General features: G+C 34.2%; 20 protein-coding genes. All 20 read left to right on the top strand.

The window, feature by feature from the left end; genetic code table 11:
- Nucleotides 1-56: 56 nt before the first annotated feature.
- The 20 genes from EPK97_RS20260 (at nt 57) to EPK97_RS20165 (ending at nt 19,340) form a co-directional block, all read left to right on the top strand.
- On the top strand, nt 57-1,124 hold the full coding sequence (locus EPK97_RS20260) for a 3D domain-containing protein (protein ID WP_162038446.1): 1,068 nt from the start codon (nt 57-59) through the stop codon (nt 1,122-1,124).
- Between the two features lie 219 nt (nt 1,125-1,343).
- The gene (rnmV, locus tag EPK97_RS20255) at nt 1,344-1,886 is read left to right on the top strand and encodes a ribonuclease M5 (RefSeq protein ID WP_162038445.1); all 543 of its coding nucleotides are present in this window, start codon (nt 1,344-1,346) and stop codon (nt 1,884-1,886) included.
- A 9-nt stretch (nt 1,887-1,895) separates the two neighbouring features.
- Entirely contained in the window at nt 1,896-2,777 is an 882-nt protein-coding gene (rsmA, locus tag EPK97_RS20250; protein WP_162038444.1) for a 16S rRNA (adenine(1518)-N(6)/adenine(1519)-N(6))-dimethyltransferase RsmA, read from the top strand.
- Nucleotides 2,778-2,877: 100 nt separating this feature from the next.
- Nucleotides 2,878-3,765 (top strand): sporulation peptidase YabG, encoded by an 888-nt coding sequence (gene yabG / locus EPK97_RS20245; RefSeq protein ID WP_162038460.1) that lies wholly within the window; start codon nt 2,878-2,880, stop codon nt 3,763-3,765.
- 90 nt (nt 3,766-3,855) lie between these two features.
- Complete coding sequence (veg, locus tag EPK97_RS20240; protein ID WP_160647612.1) at nt 3,856-4,131, top strand: biofilm formation stimulator Veg; 276 nt, start codon at nt 3,856-3,858, stop codon at nt 4,129-4,131.
- A gap of 275 nt (nt 4,132-4,406) precedes the next feature.
- Nucleotides 4,407-4,589 (top strand): small, acid-soluble spore protein, alpha/beta type, encoded by a 183-nt coding sequence (locus EPK97_RS20235; RefSeq protein WP_160647613.1) that lies wholly within the window; start codon nt 4,407-4,409, stop codon nt 4,587-4,589.
- Nucleotides 4,590-4,897: 308 nt separating this feature from the next.
- Entirely contained in the window at nt 4,898-5,752 is an 855-nt protein-coding gene (gene ispE / locus EPK97_RS20230; protein ID WP_162038443.1) for a 4-(cytidine 5'-diphospho)-2-C-methyl-D-erythritol kinase, read from the top strand.
- A gap of 77 nt (nt 5,753-5,829) precedes the next feature.
- Nucleotides 5,830-6,660, top strand: coding sequence for a pur operon repressor (gene purR / locus EPK97_RS20225; RefSeq protein WP_162038442.1), 831 nt, complete (start codon nt 5,830-5,832; stop codon nt 6,658-6,660).
- 18 nt (nt 6,661-6,678) lie between these two features.
- The gene (locus EPK97_RS20220) at nt 6,679-7,056 is read left to right on the top strand and encodes a RidA family protein (RefSeq protein ID WP_162038441.1); all 378 of its coding nucleotides are present in this window, start codon (nt 6,679-6,681) and stop codon (nt 7,054-7,056) included.
- 173 nt (nt 7,057-7,229) lie between these two features.
- Nucleotides 7,230-7,517 (top strand): septation regulator SpoVG, encoded by a 288-nt coding sequence (spoVG, locus tag EPK97_RS20215; RefSeq protein ID WP_162038440.1) that lies wholly within the window; start codon nt 7,230-7,232, stop codon nt 7,515-7,517.
- Between the two features lie 215 nt (nt 7,518-7,732).
- Nucleotides 7,733-9,121 carry a bifunctional UDP-N-acetylglucosamine diphosphorylase/glucosamine-1-phosphate N-acetyltransferase GlmU gene (gene glmU / locus EPK97_RS20210; protein WP_276609518.1) on the top strand — a complete coding sequence of 463 codons (1,389 nt, stop codon included), beginning with the start codon at nt 7,733-7,735 and terminating at the stop codon, nt 9,119-9,121.
- Nucleotides 9,122-9,137: 16 nt separating this feature from the next.
- Nucleotides 9,138-9,695, top strand: a complete 558-nt coding sequence (gene pth, locus EPK97_RS20205) for an aminoacyl-tRNA hydrolase (RefSeq protein ID WP_162038438.1) — start codon at nt 9,138-9,140, stop codon at nt 9,693-9,695.
- A 72-nt stretch (nt 9,696-9,767) separates the two neighbouring features.
- Entirely contained in the window at nt 9,768-9,998 is a 231-nt protein-coding gene (locus tag EPK97_RS20200; protein ID WP_162038437.1) for an anti-sigma-F factor Fin, read from the top strand.
- Nucleotides 9,999-10,095: 97 nt separating this feature from the next.
- Nucleotides 10,096-13,617 (top strand): transcription-repair coupling factor, encoded by a 3,522-nt coding sequence (mfd, locus tag EPK97_RS20195; RefSeq protein WP_162038436.1) that lies wholly within the window; start codon nt 10,096-10,098, stop codon nt 13,615-13,617.
- Nucleotides 13,604-14,632, top strand: a complete 1,029-nt coding sequence (locus tag EPK97_RS20190; protein ID WP_162038435.1) for a peptidylprolyl isomerase — start codon at nt 13,604-13,606, stop codon at nt 14,630-14,632. Before mfd ends, EPK97_RS20190 begins: the two co-directional genes overlap by 14 nt.
- A 217-nt stretch (nt 14,633-14,849) precedes the next feature.
- A complete protein-coding gene (spoVT, locus tag EPK97_RS20185; RefSeq protein ID WP_162038459.1) occupies nt 14,850-15,392 on the top strand; it encodes a stage V sporulation protein T in 543 nt (180 codons plus the stop codon).
- Nucleotides 15,393-15,537: 145 nt separating this feature from the next.
- On the top strand, nt 15,538-17,160 hold the full coding sequence (locus tag EPK97_RS20180) for a putative polysaccharide biosynthesis protein (protein ID WP_162038434.1): 1,623 nt from the start codon (nt 15,538-15,540) through the stop codon (nt 17,158-17,160).
- 5 nt (nt 17,161-17,165) lie between these two features.
- Nucleotides 17,166-18,659 carry a bifunctional methyltransferase/pyrophosphohydrolase YabN gene (gene yabN / locus EPK97_RS20175; RefSeq protein WP_162038433.1) on the top strand — a complete coding sequence of 498 codons (1,494 nt, stop codon included), beginning with the start codon at nt 17,166-17,168 and terminating at the stop codon, nt 18,657-18,659.
- Nucleotides 18,660-18,792: 133 nt separating this feature from the next.
- Nucleotides 18,793-19,065, top strand: a complete 273-nt coding sequence (locus EPK97_RS20170) for an HU family DNA-binding protein (RefSeq protein WP_160647626.1) — start codon at nt 18,793-18,795, stop codon at nt 19,063-19,065.
- Nucleotides 19,065-19,340 (top strand): RNA-binding S4 domain-containing protein, encoded by a 276-nt coding sequence (locus EPK97_RS20165; RefSeq protein WP_162038432.1) that lies wholly within the window; start codon nt 19,065-19,067, stop codon nt 19,338-19,340. Before EPK97_RS20170 ends, EPK97_RS20165 begins: the two co-directional genes overlap by 1 nt.
- The last annotated feature ends 58 nt before the right edge of the window (nt 19,341-19,398 follow it).

Below are 19,398 nucleotides of genomic sequence, written 5' to 3'. Positions count from 1 at the left end.
TTATTTTCACAATTTTTTGAATTATTTGAAATAAAAAGGTTTTAAGGGGGAATTGGATGAGAGTCAATAGTAAAAAAACTCTCACAGCTTTATTAGCTTCTGGTTTAATTACTGTTGTCATTATCTTATTTTTGGCTTTATATGGTTTTAATTCAAAGGAAGTTTATTTAGTCATTAACGATGAAGAGAGGGTTGTTAAAACAAAAGAGGATGTATTGGAAGATTTATTAGCGGAACAGAATATCATGATTAAAGGACATGATGAAATCTCGAAACGACTTGATGCAATTTTAATAGATCAGGATAAAATTATGATTAATTATGCAGTTCCTGTACTGATAAAAGCAGATGGCCAAAGTGATGTGGTGTACACTACAGCTGATACTGTAAAAGAAGTAATTGAGGAACAAAATATTGAATTAGGTCCTCAAGATGAAGTATCTACTCCTCTAAATGGAAAAGTAATCAAAAGTTTAGAAATAAAAGTCACAAGAGTTGAAACTGCTGTTGAAGCTGTACAAACACCGATTGCTTACGATGTTGTAACAATTGAAGATCCGACTTTACAAGAAGGTAAGGAGAACATTGTACAAGAAGGCAGTGATGGAGTACTGCTTAAAAAAACAGAAAAAGTAATGAAAGATGGTAAAATTATATCGGAAAAAGTCATTCAAGAAGTGGTTCAAATTGAAAGTACAAATCAAATTTTAGCAAAGGGTACTTTAAAACCTATTGTTAAACTAACAAATGCTTCACCAGATGTTGCGGAAATCACCGTGGATGGTATGACATTTGGTTATAAAAAAGTATTAAATAATGTGAAATTAACAGCTTATGATGCTGGATTAAAGTCTACTGGTAAATCTAAAGGACATCCTCAATTTGGTATTACCTATACAGGAACAACGGTGAAGGAAGGTCATACGGTCGCTGTAGACCCAAATGTCATTCCACTAGGATGGTGGATATATATCGAAGGTTATGGTTTTAGACGAGCAGAGGATATAGGTAGTGCAGTAAAAGGTAAGAAGGTAGATATTTATTATGATGATGGGAATTTTGTTGAAGCTTTTGGTACAAAAAGGGGTTATACAGTTTATGTAATAGGTCCTGAAAAACCTTAAATAATCAGCGTAAATATCGAATTAAGGCCCCAAAGTAATTTGGGGCCTATTCATTTCCAATTTTTTCAAGTAATCAGCAGAGTCTATAGGCTTGTTATCTCATGATTTAACATTAAGAATTCTTTAACCATAGTCAATCATACAATGACAGGTATCCTTGTTTAAGGAAACACATATCATATATACTTGGATGAGAGCAAAGAGAAGGGATTATAATAGATGATTAAAGAAATGATTGTGGTTGAAGGGAAGGATGATACCACCGCTATACAACGAGCGGTTGATGCTGACACAATTGAAACAGGTGGATCAGCGATTAATAAAGAAGTGATTCAAAGGATAAAATTAGCACAGGAACGAAGAGGTGTGATTATATTTACAGATCCTGATCATGCAGGTGAACGAATTCGTAAAATCATATCTTCCAAAGTTAAAGGATGTAAACATGCCTTCCTGACTAGAGAAGAGGCTAGTTATAAAGATGATATTGGGGTTGAGAATGCTTCAATACAAGCTATAAAATCGGCACTTGAAAATGCAAAAATAGAGTTTATGGATATAGAAGAACAAATATCTTGGCAGGATCTTATGGATGCAGGTCTCGTCATCCATCCTCTAGCTGCGAAAAGAAGAACGGAATTGGGTAAAATACTCGGGATTGGATATTGCAACGGAAAACAATTTTACAAAAGATGTAAAATGTTTCAAATTACAAAACTAGAATTTGCGAATGGGATACAACAAATTGAGTTAAAGGATTGAATTAAACATATGGACAACACAAATTTAGAAAGAATTTCATCACTTAAAAATACAAAAGAAATTATAAAGAGGTATGGTTTTTCTTTTAAAAAAAGTTTAGGTCAAAATTTTTTAATTGATCAAAATATTTTAGAAAAGATCGTTAATGCGGCAGAATTGGATCAAAATAAAGGTGCATTAGAGATTGGTCCAGGTATCGGTGCTTTAACACAATCGTTAGCGCAGTCAGCAGGAAAAGTCACAGCAATTGAATTAGATCAACGTTTAATTCCAATATTAAACGATTTACTTCAGCCTTATGATAATGTTGAAGTCATTCATGGAGATGTGCTAAAGCTAGATCTGAACTCCATGATTAAAGAACAGTTTAAAGACCAAGTAGAAATAAGTGTAGTTGCCAATTTACCTTATTATGTGACTACCCCTATTATTATGGCTTTGTTGGAAAAACAACTGCCTATAGAAAATATTGTAGTCATGATTCAAAAGGAAGTTGCAGAAAGAATGGTTGCATCACCAGGGGGTAAAGATTACGGGAGTTTGAGTATTGCAGTCCAATATTATTGTGAACCAGAGATGGTGTTAACCGTTCCAAACACGGTTTTTATTCCACAGCCGAATGTTGATTCAGCAGTGATCAGATTGAAGCGGCGTAAGAAACCGATTGTTCAAGTGGAGGATAGTGTATTTTTCTTCAAGGTAGTTCAGGCTAGTTTTGGACATAGAAGGAAAACGATAATTAACAATTTAATCTCTAATTTGTTTACTAAAGATGATAAACAAGAGCTAATTTCCATACTGCAATCCTGTGACATTGATCCTTCTAGACGTGGTGAAACATTAAGCATTGAAGAATATGCAAGATTAAGTAATGTTCTTTTAAGACTATAATTCATCCTTGTCCCAATGTCCCATAAGAATAAATTCATTCCCCTTATTTATACACAAAAATAACATCTGCTCCATAGTATAGATGAGGAGGGATGAGATGATGTATCGAGGAGATTTGGTAACTAGAAAGTCTTATGGTGAAGATGTTGTATTTGAAATTATAGATATTAACAGACAAAACGCATTTTTAAGTGGGGTTGAATATCGATTGGTAGCAGACTCTCCTGTTATGGATTTAAATAAAGTGGTTGATTATCATTCAACCAAAGATTATATGAGATCACATTCTAAAGTGCAGCAAACGCAACGAATGATTCAGCGATATAGAAGAGAGCAGCAAGAGACGAATTTGCATAATATGATGATCATAGGTGAGCAAGATAAGGAAGAGGAATTAAAATCATACTTTGAAGTACCTGGTAAAGTTCTTCATTTGGATGGTGACTCACGTTATTTAACTAAGAGCCTAGATCTATACAGTAAGCTTCGAGTTCCAGTAGAAGGGCATTATTTTCGTGAGAAAGATATGCCTGAACAATTATATGAACTATTACCTAAAGTGAAACCAGATATATTAGTGATAACTGGGCATGATAGTATGATTAAAAATCGCAGAAATAGGGATGATTATAGTTTAGATAGTTATAAAAATTCTCGAAATTTTGCTAAAGCAGTGAAAATAGCTAGAGAATATGAAAAGAATAAAGATACTCTTATGATTGTTGCTGGTGCTTGTCAGTCTCATTTTGAAGCTCTTTTACAAGCAGGTGCTAACTTTGCCAGTTCTCCACAACGTATATTAATCCACGCTTTAGATCCAGTTCAAATCGCATCCAAAATTTCGTATACCTCTATTAAAGATACTGTGAATATGTCAGATGTAATTAGTTACACAATTAGTGGTATAAAAGGAATAGGTGGTATTGAATCTCGAGGGAGCTATAGAATCGGACTTCCTAATATTAAAAACAGTGAAAATAATCATTGACAACAAGTTTGTTTCACTGATATAATTGTTTAATTTGACTTTCCACAATCCTTTAGATATAATGGATTAGGAAAGAGGTGGTAGTTGGACATGTCAAAAAATTCATTGTCAGAAATAAAACGCAGCTTGGAGACCCATGTTGGGGCTAAAATAATGTTAAAAGCAAATGGTGGACGAAAGAAAACCATTGAAAGAACAGGTGTGTTAGAAGAAACCTACCCTTCTGTATTTATTGTTAAATTAGATCAGGAACAACATGCCTTTAAAAGAGTGTCTTATTCCTATGCAGACATTTTAACGGAATCTGTAGAAGTTACTGTATGCAATGATGAGGGACAAGTTAAAATTACTTACATTGAACATTAACATGTAACACATGCATAGTATATATGATTTAATCATCAGCAAAACCTGTAAAGGTTTTGTTTTTTTTTACTTTTATTAATACATACTTATGCAAAATATGAGGTAGTTAATATGAGGATATTTCCTTTACATCAACAGTATCTTATGAGCCCATTTGTCACATACTATCCTTACATACAAGAAGTCTGTATCTTGTACTTATTAAGAAGTGAATATGATAAGGAAGCGGAATAGGTTAATAAAAATGTTCAACTTTATGAAAGGGGCGAATCTTGATGGGGCGAAGAAGAAGAGGAAATGTTATGTCAGAACAATTTAAATATGAACTTGCAAAAGATCTTGGTTTTTATGAAACGGTACAACGGGAAGGTTGGGGAGGAATAAAAACAAAGGATGCTGGAAATATGGTAAAAAGAGCAATACAAATAGCAGAGCAGGTTTCTAATAAACAATCATAGTTGATGTAAAAAACTAAAGCGTTTGTTCCTGCTTTAGTTTTTTTAACTTCATCCATTCTATGAGCACCCTCCAGAGTGATACTGGGTGAAGGCATATCCTAGATCATACATCATACACGACCATGCTTCATTTGACCACTTTGGTACCAACATGTTCATAAACTGTAAAATGTGAGCGTTAAAACGTATAGTTCGTTCATAGTGCTTTTTGTAAAATCATTTGTTATATTATATAGAGTAATATAAATAAATCCAATGGATGAGAGATTTTAAAGATTCACTTTATTGTAATTGAAGAAGGTGTTTTAATGAAAATATATGAAAAAGCCCCGGCTAAAATTAATTTATCATTAGATGTTCTAAGAAAAAGAGAGGATGGCTATCATGAAGTTGAGATGATTATGACTATGGTAGACCTTGCAGACCGATTGGAAATGTCGGAGTTATCAAGAGACACCATTATCATTACCAGTCAAGCGGGTTACATTCCTCTAGATGAGAAAAATTTAGCGTTTCAAGCTGCGCGTTTAATAAAAGAAAAGTACGATGTGAAAAAGGGTGTTTATATCCATTTAGATAAAAAAATACCTGTTTCCGCAGGTTTAGCTGGTGGGAGTAGTGATGCTGCTGCCACGTTAAGAGGGTTAAATAGGTTATGGGAGTTAAATATTCCAACAAGTGATTTAAAAGAATTAGCAGAGGAACTAGGTTCAGATGTCCCTTTTTGTATAGAAGGCGGTACGGCAATAGCAAGGGGAAGAGGAGAAATATTAGAGAAAATATCATCTCCTCCTCAATGTTGGGTTATACTTGCCAAACCTCCTATTAATGTATCTACATCTGATGTATACGGAAGATTAAATGTAAATAAAATTAATAAACATCCATCAACGGAAATCTTAAAAAATGCAATTGAAAACAAAAATTTTCAGCACATTTGCCTTTCTCTTGGCAACGTCCTAGAAGAAGTCACCATACCTATGTATCCTCAGATTAATCAATTAAAAGAAGTCATGCTTCGTTTGGGTGCGGAAGGAGTTTTGATGTCCGGTAGCGGTCCTACTGTATTTGGTCTTGTTTCTAAACAATCAAAAGTGAATAAAATATATAATGGCTTACGAGGTTTTTGCAACAACGTATTTGTGGTCAGAATATTAACATAGGTTTATTATTTTAGTAAAAACACGTATAATAATGATATATTTAAAATTAATATTCGGTTTATACAGGAAGGGATGTTATGAAGAAGTTAAAAAGAAGTGCGAGATTGGTTGAAATGACCCAATATTTATTAATCCACCCACATTCACTCATTCCGTTAACCACCTTTGCAGAGAGATATAACGCTGCCAAATCGTCGGTAAGCGAGGATCTTGCAATTATCAAAGAAGTGTTTGAATCTGAAGGTTTGGGTAATCTTCATACATTAGCTGGAGCTGCTGGGGGAGTGAAATACATCCCTAAAATTCCTAAAGACTTATCACTTGAAATGATAAAGAAGATTTGTAAACTTCTTGAAGAACCAGGACGAATTTTGCCAGGAGGATATTTATATATATCTGATATATTAGGACAACCTGTATACATAAATGAAATAGGAAAGATGTTTGCTTCTATTTTTTCAAATTTAGAAATTGATGTGATCATGACCGTTGAAACAAAAGGGATTCCCTTGGCTTATGCAGTTGCTTCCTATTTAAATATACCAGTTGTAATTGTAAGAAGAGACAATAAAGTGACGGAAGGTTCTGCTGTAAGCATTAATTACGTTTCTGGATCCAATAAAAAAATAAGAATGATGACTCTTTCCAGAAGGGCTTTGAATGAACAATCAAAAGTACTAATTATTGATGATTTTATGAAAGCTGGCGGAACCGTTCAAGGGATGAAGGATTTATTGGAAGAATTTAATGCCAAAGTTGTTGGTGTTGGTGTTTTTGTAGAGTCAAGGGAGGAGGGTTTAGAAGAGCATTTAATTACAGACTATGTTTCACTTGCTAAAATAACAGGAGTGGAATTAAAATCGAAAAAAATCTCTGTTTGCCCAGGTAATTATTTTGAAAATGAATAAAGGAGATCATGAGATACTATGACAATACAATTTGTACATACCGATTCTGCACCAAAGGCGATCGGACCTTATTCTCAAGCTGTGAAAGTGGATCGTTTCATTTATACTTCTGGCCAAATACCTCTTGATGTGAATGGAAACATTGTTGAAGGTGGTATTAAAGAGCAGACACATCAAGTATTTAAAAATTTAGAAGCCGTTTTACAGGAAGCAGGGGCATCATTGCAAAACGTTGTAAAAGCGACGGTATTTTTAAAAGACATGGATTTTTTCGTAGATGTGAATGAAATTTATGCATCTTATTTTGGCAATCATAAACCCGCTCGTTCAGCTGTAGAAGTAGCTAGACTTCCGAAAGATGTATTGGTGGAGATAGAATTAATAGTTTATGTATAACGTATTTGAAAATATAGGAATTTAAAGCTATTAATTTCATATAATTTACATTTTTTATATGAGATTTAAGTTTTTGACACAAAAACTTTAAAATTTTTAGAAAAAAAGAAGGAATTATCATAAATTTGTGGAAGTATTAACCAAGTCTTTTTAATAAAAGGTGGTGAACACAAGTGCAAATTACTGATGTAAGACTCCGCCGAGTTAATTCCGAAGGAAGAATGAAGGCGATTGCATCGATCACTATTGATAACGAATTTGTTGTTCATGATATTCGTGTTATCGAGGGGAATAATGGGATGTTTGTAGCGATGCCAAGCAAAAGAACCCCAGATGGAGAGTTTAGAGATATTGCTCATCCAATATCTTCACCAACTCGTGAGAAGATTCAGTTAGCAGTATTAGAAGAATATGAGAATGCTTCTTCAGAAGAAGATGGAGTTATTGAAGAGGGAGCATAAGAACACTGTGAAAAGAGAGCTGAATGCTCTCTTTTCATTTTAATCAACATATGGCTTCACTTTTAAATATGTTATGATGTAAGTGAAGAACATTTATAATAAGTCAAATTAAAATTTATCTTATTTTCATATTCGGTAAATACATAGGATAATAAAAATTAAAATTATTTAATACTTATAGTATATAAATGCAAAATAAAGGAAGGGTTTTAGATTTGAAACTTTTATCTATTGTATTGGCAGCTGGCAAAGGCACAAGAATGAAGTCAAATTTACATAAATTATTACACCCTGTATGTGGAAAACCTATGGTAGGGCACGTGATAGATGTATTAAAGGAAATAAACTCTAATAGAATTGTAACTGTCATTGGACATGGAGGGGAATCAGTTCAATCCTATTTAGGTAATCAAGTGGAATATGCCATTCAAGAGAAACAATTAGGGACTGGTCATGCTGTATTGCAGGCAAAATCTATATTGGAGAACGAGGAAGGGGTCACGCTCCTTATTAATGGAGATGGTCCATTAATTACAGCGGGATCACTATCTAAATTTATAGAGTTTCATAAAGATACAAACGCAGCAGCCACTATATTAACTGCAGAATTGGATCATCCTCATGGTTATGGCAGAATAATAAGAGGGGACAATCAGCAAGTTACACATATTGTTGAGCAAAAAGATTGTTCACCAGAGGAAAATGAAATTAAAGAAATCAATACTGGCACGTATTGTGTAAACAATAAAAAACTGTTCCAAGCCTTGAATCAAGTAACAAATTATAATAGCCAAGGAGAGTATTATCTAACAGATATTATTGGCATATTAAAACAACAGAACGAAAAGATTGAAGGTTACGTTTTACAAGATTCAAATGAATCTTTTGGGATTAATGATCGTGTTCAGTTAGCACAAGCCGAAAAAATTATGAGGGATCGTATTCTTCAACAACATATGAGAAATGGAGTTACAGTTATTGATCCTGCGAATACCTATGTTGAAGCAGAGGTCACAATTGGAATGGATACGACATTATTGCCAGGAACAAGAATAACAGCGAATAGCCATATTGGCTCCTCTTGTCTCATAGGTCCGAACTCTGAAATACAGAACACAAAAATTGGCGAATATGTTACAATTAAACAATCTGTAGTAATTGAATCTTCTATTGAAAACCATACTACTGTAGGGCCATTTGCCTATTTAAGGCCAGGTTCTAAGATTGGTGAACATGTAAAAATCGGCGATTTTGTAGAAATTAAAAATGCAACCATTGACCATCATAGTAAGATTTCTCATTTAAGTTACGTTGGTGATGCAAAAGTTGGGAAAAATGTGAATATTGGATGCGGTGTAGTGACCGTAAATTATGATGGCTTTCGCAAACACGTAACTGAAATCGAGGATGAAGCATTTGTAGGTAGCAATGCTAACCTAATTGCACCTATTAAAGTAGGAAAAGGCAGTTATGTTGTTGCTGGTTCCACATTAACAGAGGACGTTGATGAAGATAGTGTTGCTATAGCAAGAGTAAAGCAAACGACAAAAAAAGGATACGCAAGCAAGTTAAAGAATCGTATTAAAAATAAAACTAACAATTAAAATGAGGTATAAAAGCGTGAAATGGATCGTAGGATTAGGTAATCCTGGTAAATTATATGAAAGCACAAAACACAATCTTGGGTTTATGATCATCGACCGATTTGCTGAATTAAATAAGATTAAGATTTCAAAGAATAAATGTAAATCTTTAATTGGGGAGGGAAATATAAAAGGTCAAAAGGTAGTGTTAATCAAACCAATGACTTACATGAACCTTTCAGGCGAAGCGGTAAGAGCTTACATGGATTATTATCAAGTAGAACTAGAAGATATGATTGTTGTATATGATGATTTAGATACAGAATTTGGGAAAATGAGATTAAGATATAAAGGCAGCGCTGGTGGAAATAACGGGATTAAATCCATTATTGAACATACAGGCACTCAATCTTTTAATCGAATAAGAGTAGGTATCTCACGTCCTCCTAAAGGGTATCATATTCCTGACTATGTCCTGTCTAACTTTAATAAAAATGAATTGGAGACTTTGGATGAAATGATTTCAAAATCTTGTGATGCATTAACTCATGCTCTCGAAGAGCCATTTGAAAAAACGATGGCAAAGTTTAATTAACTGAAATTGGCTAAAAACATAAAGAATTGAACATACTGATAATAATTCACATGTCGGGAGGCATTATGATTTATGTCAGTAAAATATATTTGTCGTCACTGTCAAACTAAAATAGGTGAGATCTCAGACGGGGAATTAAATGAGATGCGTTTAGGATTTCATTTGTTAACTCCTGAAGAAAGAAATGATATGGTTTCATACAATCAACATGGTGATATCACCGTTAAAGTAGTGTGTGATTATTGTAAAGAAGCAATAGATAAAAATCCAGAGCTATCATTGATATCCAACCCATTGCAATAGAGTCACTTTTTATGGATAATATGGACATTGACTAAACTGGTTTTATAGTCTTAGCAGGTTTTAGCTGAGGCTTCTTTTAGTGTGAGGGGGGTAGAATTTGAAAAGAATTATTCAATCATTTACTAAAGATACCAACGTACAGTCTATCATTAATGGAATACACTCTAATATGAAAGAGCAGCTTGTATCAGGTTTGGTTGGTTCTTCAAGACAAATGGTGTTAGCCGCATTATATTCAGAAATGAATAAACCTATGATGATAGTGACACATAATCTATTTCAAGCACAGAAAATATACGAAGATCTTAAAGAGTGCTTTTCGGATTCTGAACTTCTTTTATATCCTGCAAATGAGTTGACTTTAACAGAGTCTGCTGTTGCAAGTCCGGAAATGATTGCACAAAGACTTGAAGTATTATCAAAATGTTCGCTTGGTTTTAGAGGGATTCTTATTTCACCTTATGCTGGAATAAGAAAATTTCTTCCAACGCCTGAAGCAATGAAGGATGCCCATATTCAATTAGAAGTGGGAGAAGAATTGAATCTCGACGTATTTAAAAAACAAATGACTTTACTAGGTTACGAAAGAGTAGAGCGAGTTGAAGCTAAAGGGGACATGAGTATTCGTGGAGGTATTATTGATTTTTATCCCATGGTTGCCTCTACTCCTTTTCGCATTGAATTATTTGATGAAGAAATCGATTCTATAAGGTCATTTGATATATCTGATCAGAGATCCATAGAAAAAGTATCCTCTATTGTGATCACTCCTTGTGAGGAGTTAATTGCAGATGAGCACCGATTTCAGAATGCTGCTAAACATGCAAAAAGTGTACTAGATGAATATTTAAACAAAACAAATGATTCGCAATTAAAGGAAAAATTAGCTTCATCGATTACTAATGAAATAGACTCTTTAAAGAATGAATCTTATTTTAAAGATATTTACAAATATAGTACGTTCATTTATCCAGAACGAAAAACTTTATTGGATTATATGCCAGATAACTCACTCATCGTGGTTGATGAGCCTTTACGATTGCTTGAAACTGTGAAACAAATCGAGAAAGATGAAGCAGAATCCATTACAACTCTACTAGAACATGGGAGGACTATCCCTGCTTTTTCTCTTGCAGAAGAATATAATACCATCATGAAATCAAAGCCGTTCCCAATGGTTTATTTTTCTTTGTTTTTAAGACAGATTCCTCATGCTCATCCGCAGAATATCGTTAATTTCACCTGCCGTCCTATGCAGAATTTTCACGGTCAAATGAATGTTTTAAAATCAGAAATTGAACGTTGGAAAAAAGCAGGGACAGAGGTAGTGATTCTAGCAAATGGTGAAGAAAGAATTGAAAAGGTTAGACGAGTATTAGGGGATTATCATATTGAAGAACCTAGTATTACGAACCATAATCTAACAAGTGGATTTGAATTTCCTTCCGCACATCTTGCAGTTATTACAGAAGAGGAAATGTTTAATAAAAAACATCGAAAAATTAGAAAAACGAATAAAAGGGTTGAAAATGCAGAAAAAATTAAAAGTTACTTAGATTTAAAACTAGGTGACTTTGTTGTTCACGTGAATCATGGGATTGGAAAATACGTAGGTATTGGGACACTTGAAATTAACGGAATTCATAAAGATTATATTCATATTATGTATGCAAATGATGATAAACTTTCCATCCCGATTGATCAACTTGATCTTGTACAAAAATATGTGAGCTCTGAGGATAAAGAACCGAAGTTATACAAACTCGGGGGTACAGAATGGGCAAAAGCAAAAAATAAAGCTCGTACTTCTGTTAAAGATATAGCAGATGATCTCATTAAATTGTACGCAGCTAGGCAAGAATCTAATGGTTATAGTTTTAACAAAGATACTACATATCAGGCAGATTTTGAAAGTATGTTTCCATATGAGGAAACCCCAGATCAGTTAAATTCCATACGAGAAATAAAAGCGGATATGGAAAAAAGACAACCTATGGATCGATTGTTGTGTGGTGATGTTGGATATGGTAAAACTGAAGTGGCGATTCGTGCAGCGTTTAAAGCTGCGATGGAAGGAAAACAAGTTGCTATTTTAGTTCCTACAACCATTTTAGCACATCAGCATTTTGAAACTTTTCAAGAGCGTTTTGCTGGATATCCGATTAAAATTGATGTATTGAGCCGTTTCCGAAGCAGAAAAGAGCAGAAGGAAACGATGAAAGGCATAAAAAATGCAACAGTAGATGTTGTCATTGGAACACATCGTTTATTATCTGCAGATATTGTATTTAAAGATTTGGGTCTTCTTATCGTAGATGAGGAACAGCGATTTGGCGTATCACATAAAGAAAAATTGAAACGATTAAAAACGAATGTAGACGTGTTAACCTTAACTGCCACACCAATTCCAAGAACTTTACACATGTCTATGTTAGGTGTTAGGGATTTATCAGTTATTGAAACACCACCTGAGAATAGATTTCCAGTACAGACTTATGTTGTTGAACATAGTCATACGCTTGTCAGAGAAGCCATTGAAAGAGAATTAGCGAGAAATGGACAAGTATATTATTTATTTAATCGTGTGCAAGGTATTTCTCAAATGGCAGAACAAATATCTGCTCTTGTTCCAGACGCTAGAGTTACGGTTAGTCATGGCAAAATGTCAGAGCAAGAATTGGAAAAAACGATCCTTGATTTTCTAGATGGCGAATATGATGTGTTGGTGAGCACTTCCATTATAGAAACGGGTGTAGATATTCCAAATGTAAATACCTTGATTGTCCATGATGCAGATAAGATGGGGTTATCACAACTCTATCAATTAAGAGGGAGAGTTGGACGTTCCAATAGAGTGGCTTATGCTTATTTGACCTATCAAAGAGATAAGGTTTTGAATGAAGTGGCTGAAAAAAGATTACAGGCAATTAAGGAATTTACAGAACTCGGCTCAGGATTTAAAATTGCAATGAGAGATCTTTCTATTCGTGGAGCAGGAAATTTATTAGGTGCAGAACAGCATGGATTTATCGCTTCTGTTGGATTTGATTTGTATTCGCAAATGTTAGCGGATGAAATAGCTAAGAAAAAAGCTGCGTTGCACGGTGATGTGATTGAACCTGTGCAGGAAATGATTACACAAATTGATATTGGAATTGATGCCTATATTCCACCAGAGTATATTTATGATAGTATGCAAAAAATCGAAATCTACAAGAAAGTAGCGTCAATGCGTGAGATAGACGAAGTAACTGATCTGTATGATGAGCTTGTAGATCGTTTTGGTGATCTTCCCGATGCGGTTTCTAATTTACTGGCAGTAGCAAAACTGAAAGCGTATGGTTTAATGTACTCCATTGCTTCTATCACTAGAAAGAACGATGATATTGTGATGCATATGGATGATTCACAAAATGGTAAAATTGATGGACAAAAACTGCTTAAATTAAGCTCTCAATATCAGGGCAAAATTAAGCTTATTCCAGGGCAAAAAATACAAATCGTTGTAAAAGGAAAAGGACTTGAATCTGATCAAATTCTAGATTTGATGGAACAGTTTTTGGTAAAATATAAAGAAGTGTTTAAAGACAAGGAGGAACTACAAAATGCAGCAAGGTAAATTAAAATGGATAACAGGATTAATGTTGGCATTATCACTAATGTTAATCATTAGTGCATGTGGACAAGAAGGTGAAGAAAGTGATACTAATGTAGATGATGAAGGTACAGACCAAGTAGAAACGTTTGATCCAACAAAAGATACAAATAATGTAGCAGAATATGAAGGTGGAGAAATAACCTTAGAGGAATATAATGCTTTTACAGGTGTAATGAAATTATTATATTCACCTGAATATTTTGATCAACTTCAGTCAACACCGGGGTTTAATAACAATTTAATTCAGCAGCTTATTGCTTTTGAATTATTGGAAGCAGAGGCAGATGAAGAAACGATAAAAGAACAACAAGCAATATCACAAACAAATTTAGAGGAATTCATAACACAATATGAAGCTGCAAATGGAGAAGGTTCATGGAGTACTGGATTAACAGATATAGGCATAGAAGAGGAGGATTTCAGAAAATTTATTGAGCTCTCTAACATTTCACAGGAAGTATTAAGCAAAGATATTTCTGAGGAAGAAGTAAAAGCTGAATATGATCGTGTTTTAGCTGAAAGTCCTGCAGAGTTAGTTGCTCAAGCTACAGTAAGCCATATTTTAGTTAAAACGAATGACCCTAACACAGGAGAAGAAACTCGAACAGAAGAGGAAGCTCTAAAAATTGTGGATGAGATTAATGCAAAATTGGATGCTGGAGAAGATTTTGGAGCATTAGCTAAAGAGTACTCAGAGGATGAAGGTTCTAAAGATAATGGTGGTAAGTATGAAAATGCAAATATCAATAATTGGGTGGAAGAGTTTAAACTTGCAGCTGCTGAACAGCCCATTGGTGAGATTGGGGAGCCTGTAAAAACCGTTTATGGTTATCATATTATAAGAGTAGAAGATCGCACGGAATTATCTTTTGACGAAGTGAAAGAAGGAATTCTTGCAAGTTTAGTACAACAGAAACTTCAAGATTATAGTTCAAAAGAGGTTTCAGATCTAATTACCGGGGTAAGTATTCCTTAGGATAAGTTAAAAGTGAGTTCATATAAGGAAGACCTAAAAGGTCTTCCTTTTCTATTTATTTCATAAGAAGAATTATGTGATTGATCCAAAAATGATCATTATTTGTTAACATTTTGTGTATAAGAATTTGGGAGTAGATGAATACTATGGACGTAAACCCAACACAAAAGATATCCAGTTTAAATAAAATCTTCCGTGAAAGTGAGGCATCATGAACATGAAAGCAACTGGAATTGTACGTCGCATAGATGATCTAGGCAGAGTTGTGATACCAAAGGAAATTCGTCGTACTTTAAGAATTAGAGAAGGGGATCCATTAGAGATTTTTGTTGATCGAGATGGTGAGGTTATATTGAAGAAATACTCACCTATAGGCGAATTGGGTGATTTTGCACGGGAATACGCTGAATCTCTTTTTGAAAGTACAAATCATATTGCAATCATTTCTGATCGCGATACGATCATCTCAGTCGCAGGTGGGGCAAAGAAAGACTATTTGGAAAAACGGATTGGTTCCTTACTTGAAGAAAGCATGGAACAGCGTAAAACTATTTTTCATGATACATCCGGAGAATACGAAGTATGTAAGGATATGCGTGAAAACTTTACCTCCATCGTCATTTCTCCCATTGTTACAGGCGGCGATCCAATTGGAACAGTCATTTTAGCAAGTAAAGAAGACGATTCAAAAATGAGTGATATGGAAGTCAAAATGGTTGAAACGGCAGCTGGATTTTTAGGAAAACAAATTGAACATTAAGATGTCATTGAATTAGTGAAAGCTTCCGCTTATATTATAAGTTGGAAGCTTTTTCTTTTTTCCTATATAATATAGGATGTTTATGATGAGATTGATGTTTAAAAGTGTCCTTTTAATTAAGGATATTTATAGTTAGGAGAAAGAAATGTCACGATCCACTTTACTTAGAGGTGTGACCATATTAGGTGCAGCGGCTATTATATCCAAGCTACTAGGCACACTTCAAAAAATTCCAATGCAAAATATAGGTGGAGATGAGGCATTTGGCATTTATAGTGCAGTATTTCCTATATATACTTTGATCATTTTTCTAGCAACAGCAGGATTTCCAGTTGCTATTTCAAAATTTGTCTCTGAAAGTCTGGAAAGAAAAGATGAAGTAGAAGCAGTACAAATTTTAAAAGTATCCAGTATCATTTTATTTCTGTCTGGATTACTCTTTTTTTCGCTTCTGTTTTTTGGCGCACCTGTCATTGCAAAAGCAATTGATAATATGCATACCGTAAAAGCCATTCAAAGTATTTCGATAGCCTTATTATTTGTACCCGTAATGTCAGCAATAAGAGGTTATTTTCAAGGTAAACAAAACATGCTTCCAACAGCTATATCTTTAATTACTGAACAAACAATACGTGTTGTCACTATGATTGTTTTATTATTTTTTTTTACCTCTCGTGGCTATACTAATGATTGGATTGCGGCAGGGGCAACTTTTGGTTCAGCAGTAGGTGCTTTGGCTGGGTTAATGGTTATGATCGTGATATGGACAATAGAAAAAAATAATCTTCAAATAAGTAGTGCTAAATTTAAATCCAATTCCAATTCCATTTTGAACATTAGTAAAAAACTCATTGGTTATGCAATACCAGTCTGTTTAGGTGCTATTGTCGTGCCTATTTTGGGTATTGTTGATTCCTTTACACTACCAAGATTGATAAGAGTATTCCATGGTTTAGACGAATCACGGGCAATAGAGCAATTTGGCATTTATGCACGTGGATTAACATTAATACAACTGGTTTCCATGATTTTCAGTTCTATATCCGTTGCACTTGTACCTCTCATGGCACAATTCAAGCTAAAAGGTCAGTTAGATACAATTAAAATATATACTGAATTATCGATTCGTTTTACTTGGCTAATTGGAATTGCTGCATCATTTGGATTGTTTTTTTGTATTAAACCTATTTCCACTATGCTTTTTGAAAATGAGTTGGGTACGTTAAGTGCTTCCATCTTATCCTTTACGATTGTTTTTAGTGTGTTAAATATTATTTCTACAAGTATTTTACAAGGGTTAGGGTCTCCAGTGATTCCTGCCATTAATCTTTTGATAGCAGCGGTTGTAAAGGTTTTGTTAAACGTTTTATTTGTTTCAGTCTGGGGAATTGAAGGAGCAGCATTATCTACAGTACTTGCTTTTCTTGTTGCAAGTATTTTAAATTTGATAACATTAAGAAGAAAAACGGAGTTTTCATTGAAATGTTCGAATTATTTGATGAAACCAGCCCTTTCTATTGTATTAATGGGTGCATCTATATACCTTATTAACTACGGGTTCCAGTTTGTTTTTTCTCACGTCATAGATGAGTTAGGACACCGTTTGAATGCTACAGTAATCTCATTAGTTTCTGTGAGTATTGGCGCGTTGATTTATATAATCAGTCTTTTTATTACACTTACAATAAGTGAGGATGATTTGAACCATATGCCAAGTTTAGGTAACAAAATCAGACCATGGCTCGCTAAAATTAAATTTAGGAAGTGAAACCAATGCCCTTATCTATCACCATTGTTGGCTTAGGATCAGGAGATGAAAATCAACTTAGCTTAGGAATTTGGAGAAAAATTCAACAATCTGAACAACTTTATTTAAGAACAAAACAACATCCGGTTGTGCAATTTTTAGAAGAAAATAAGATTGGCTTCCATTCTTTTGATCACCTATATGAATCATTTAACTCTTTCCCTGAAGTGTATGATGCTATTGTTAGGGAACTTACACAGGCTGTTTTAGCTAAGGAAAAAGATGCTGTATATGCTGTTCCAGGACATCCCATGCTTGCAGAATCTACCGTTCAGTTATTAAAAAAGCAATGTGAGGAACTTGAAATAGAGTTACATATTTTAGGTGGAGAGAGTTTTCTTGACCAATCTTTTTTAAGGTTTGGTTTCGATCCGATCGATGGATTTCAGTTGTTGGATGCTACCGATATGAAATCTTCGATGCTGCAACCACAGTTACATACCATCATTGCACAAATTTATGATTCTTTTGTGGCTTCAGATGTGAAATTAACATTAATGGAGATTTACCCAGACGATTATGAAGTAGTAGTTGGTCATGCATTAGGTGTTGAAGGGCAAGAAGAGATTTGTAAAATTCCTTTGTATGAATTAGATCACGATCAAACGTATGGTAATCTATCCCTTGTTTGGGTCCCGCCCAGTTCTGATGAAAAGTTGCTCAATCAAAGCTTTGACAGACTGCGAGAAATTGTAAATATATTAAGGAGTCCTGAAGGATGCCCTTGGGATCGGGAACAAACACATCAAAGCATAAGGAAAAATTTAATAGAGGAAACCTATGAGGTAATTGAAGCGATTGATGACCAAGATCCTGAAGCCATGTGTGAGGAACTTGGCGATCTCTTAATGCAGGTGATGCTGCATGCACAAATGGAAGATGAGTTAGGGAGTTTTACAATTGATGATGTAGTTTCAGGATTAATTGAGAAGTTGATACGCAGACACCCTCATGTTTTTGGAAATACATCAGCCAGCAATTCAGAAGAAGCTTTACAAAATTGGGATCAGATGAAAAAAGAGGAGAAGAAGAAAAAAGGATTAGATGTTGAAAATTTATCCCTTTTATCAGGTGTACCCAGTGGTTTGCCTAGTTTGATGAAAGCGTTGGAGTATCAAAAAAGAGCGGCGAAAGTTGGATTTGATTGGGAGACGATTGACCAGGTATTTGAAAAAGTAGCTGAAGAGATGAGAGAGCTAACAGACGAGATTCAAACTTCTAATGATGAAGATCGAAAAAAGGAGGAGCTGGGTGATGTTTTATTTTCTTTAATCAACTTATCTCGTTTTTTAAAAATTGATCCTGATGAGGCGATTAGTTTGGCAAATCAAAAGTTTTTTTATAGATTTTCCTATATTGAGAAGGAATTACGTTTAAGAGGAGAAAAAATTGACAAGACTAGTATACTAGTAATGGAAGAAATTTGGCAGGAAGCAAAATCAAAAGGATTAAAAAAATAGTCCAATAGTAGTATATTTAAAAAAAAATTTACTTTTCAGCAGGATTTTCCTTAAAAATAAAGAATTAGTTAAACCGGGAAAGATTATTTTTCAAAAAATGATATAGGCGTATAATATTAGGAGGTTTCTTAAAATGAACAAAGCTGATTTAGTTAGTAATATTTCAGAAAAAAGTGGATTATCAAAAAAAGATGTTGAAACAGTACTTAACGGATTTCTTGGAGAAGTAACAAGTGCATTAACAGCTGGAGATAAAGTACAACTTATTGGATTTGGTACGTTTGAAACTCGTAAACGTGCAGGTCGTGTTGGACGTAATCCTCAGACTGGTAAGGAAATTACAATTCCTGAGACTGTAGTACCAGCATTTAAGGCGGGTAACAAACTTAAAGAAGCCGTTAAATAATGCGGTTAGACAAGTTCCTTAAAGTTTCCCGACTTATAAAACGTCGAACGGTAGCTAAAGAGGTTACTGACCAGGGAAGAGTTTGGATCAATGGGAAAGTTGCTAAAGCTAGCAGTTCGATAAGAGAGAATGATGAGCTAACTATTCATTTTGGACAAAAAACAGTGACAGTTCGCATTCATAAAATTTCGGAAACATCTCGAAAAGATGAAGCAAATGAAATGTACACTGTATTAAAAGAAGAAATGAACAAACCTAAAGATGGTATATTTTAAGAAAAAGAGACTGATTGTTTAATTAGTCTCTTTTTTTCTTTGTTCTAAAATTTAATTT

The organism is Chengkuizengella sediminis (genome assembly GCF_010078385.1).
GTDB classification, from domain to species: Bacteria; Bacillota; Bacilli; order Paenibacillales; family KCTC-33759; genus Chengkuizengella; species Chengkuizengella sediminis.
Note: the sequence above shows the minus strand (reverse complement) of the source record. Positions and strands in the feature narration are given on the sequence as shown.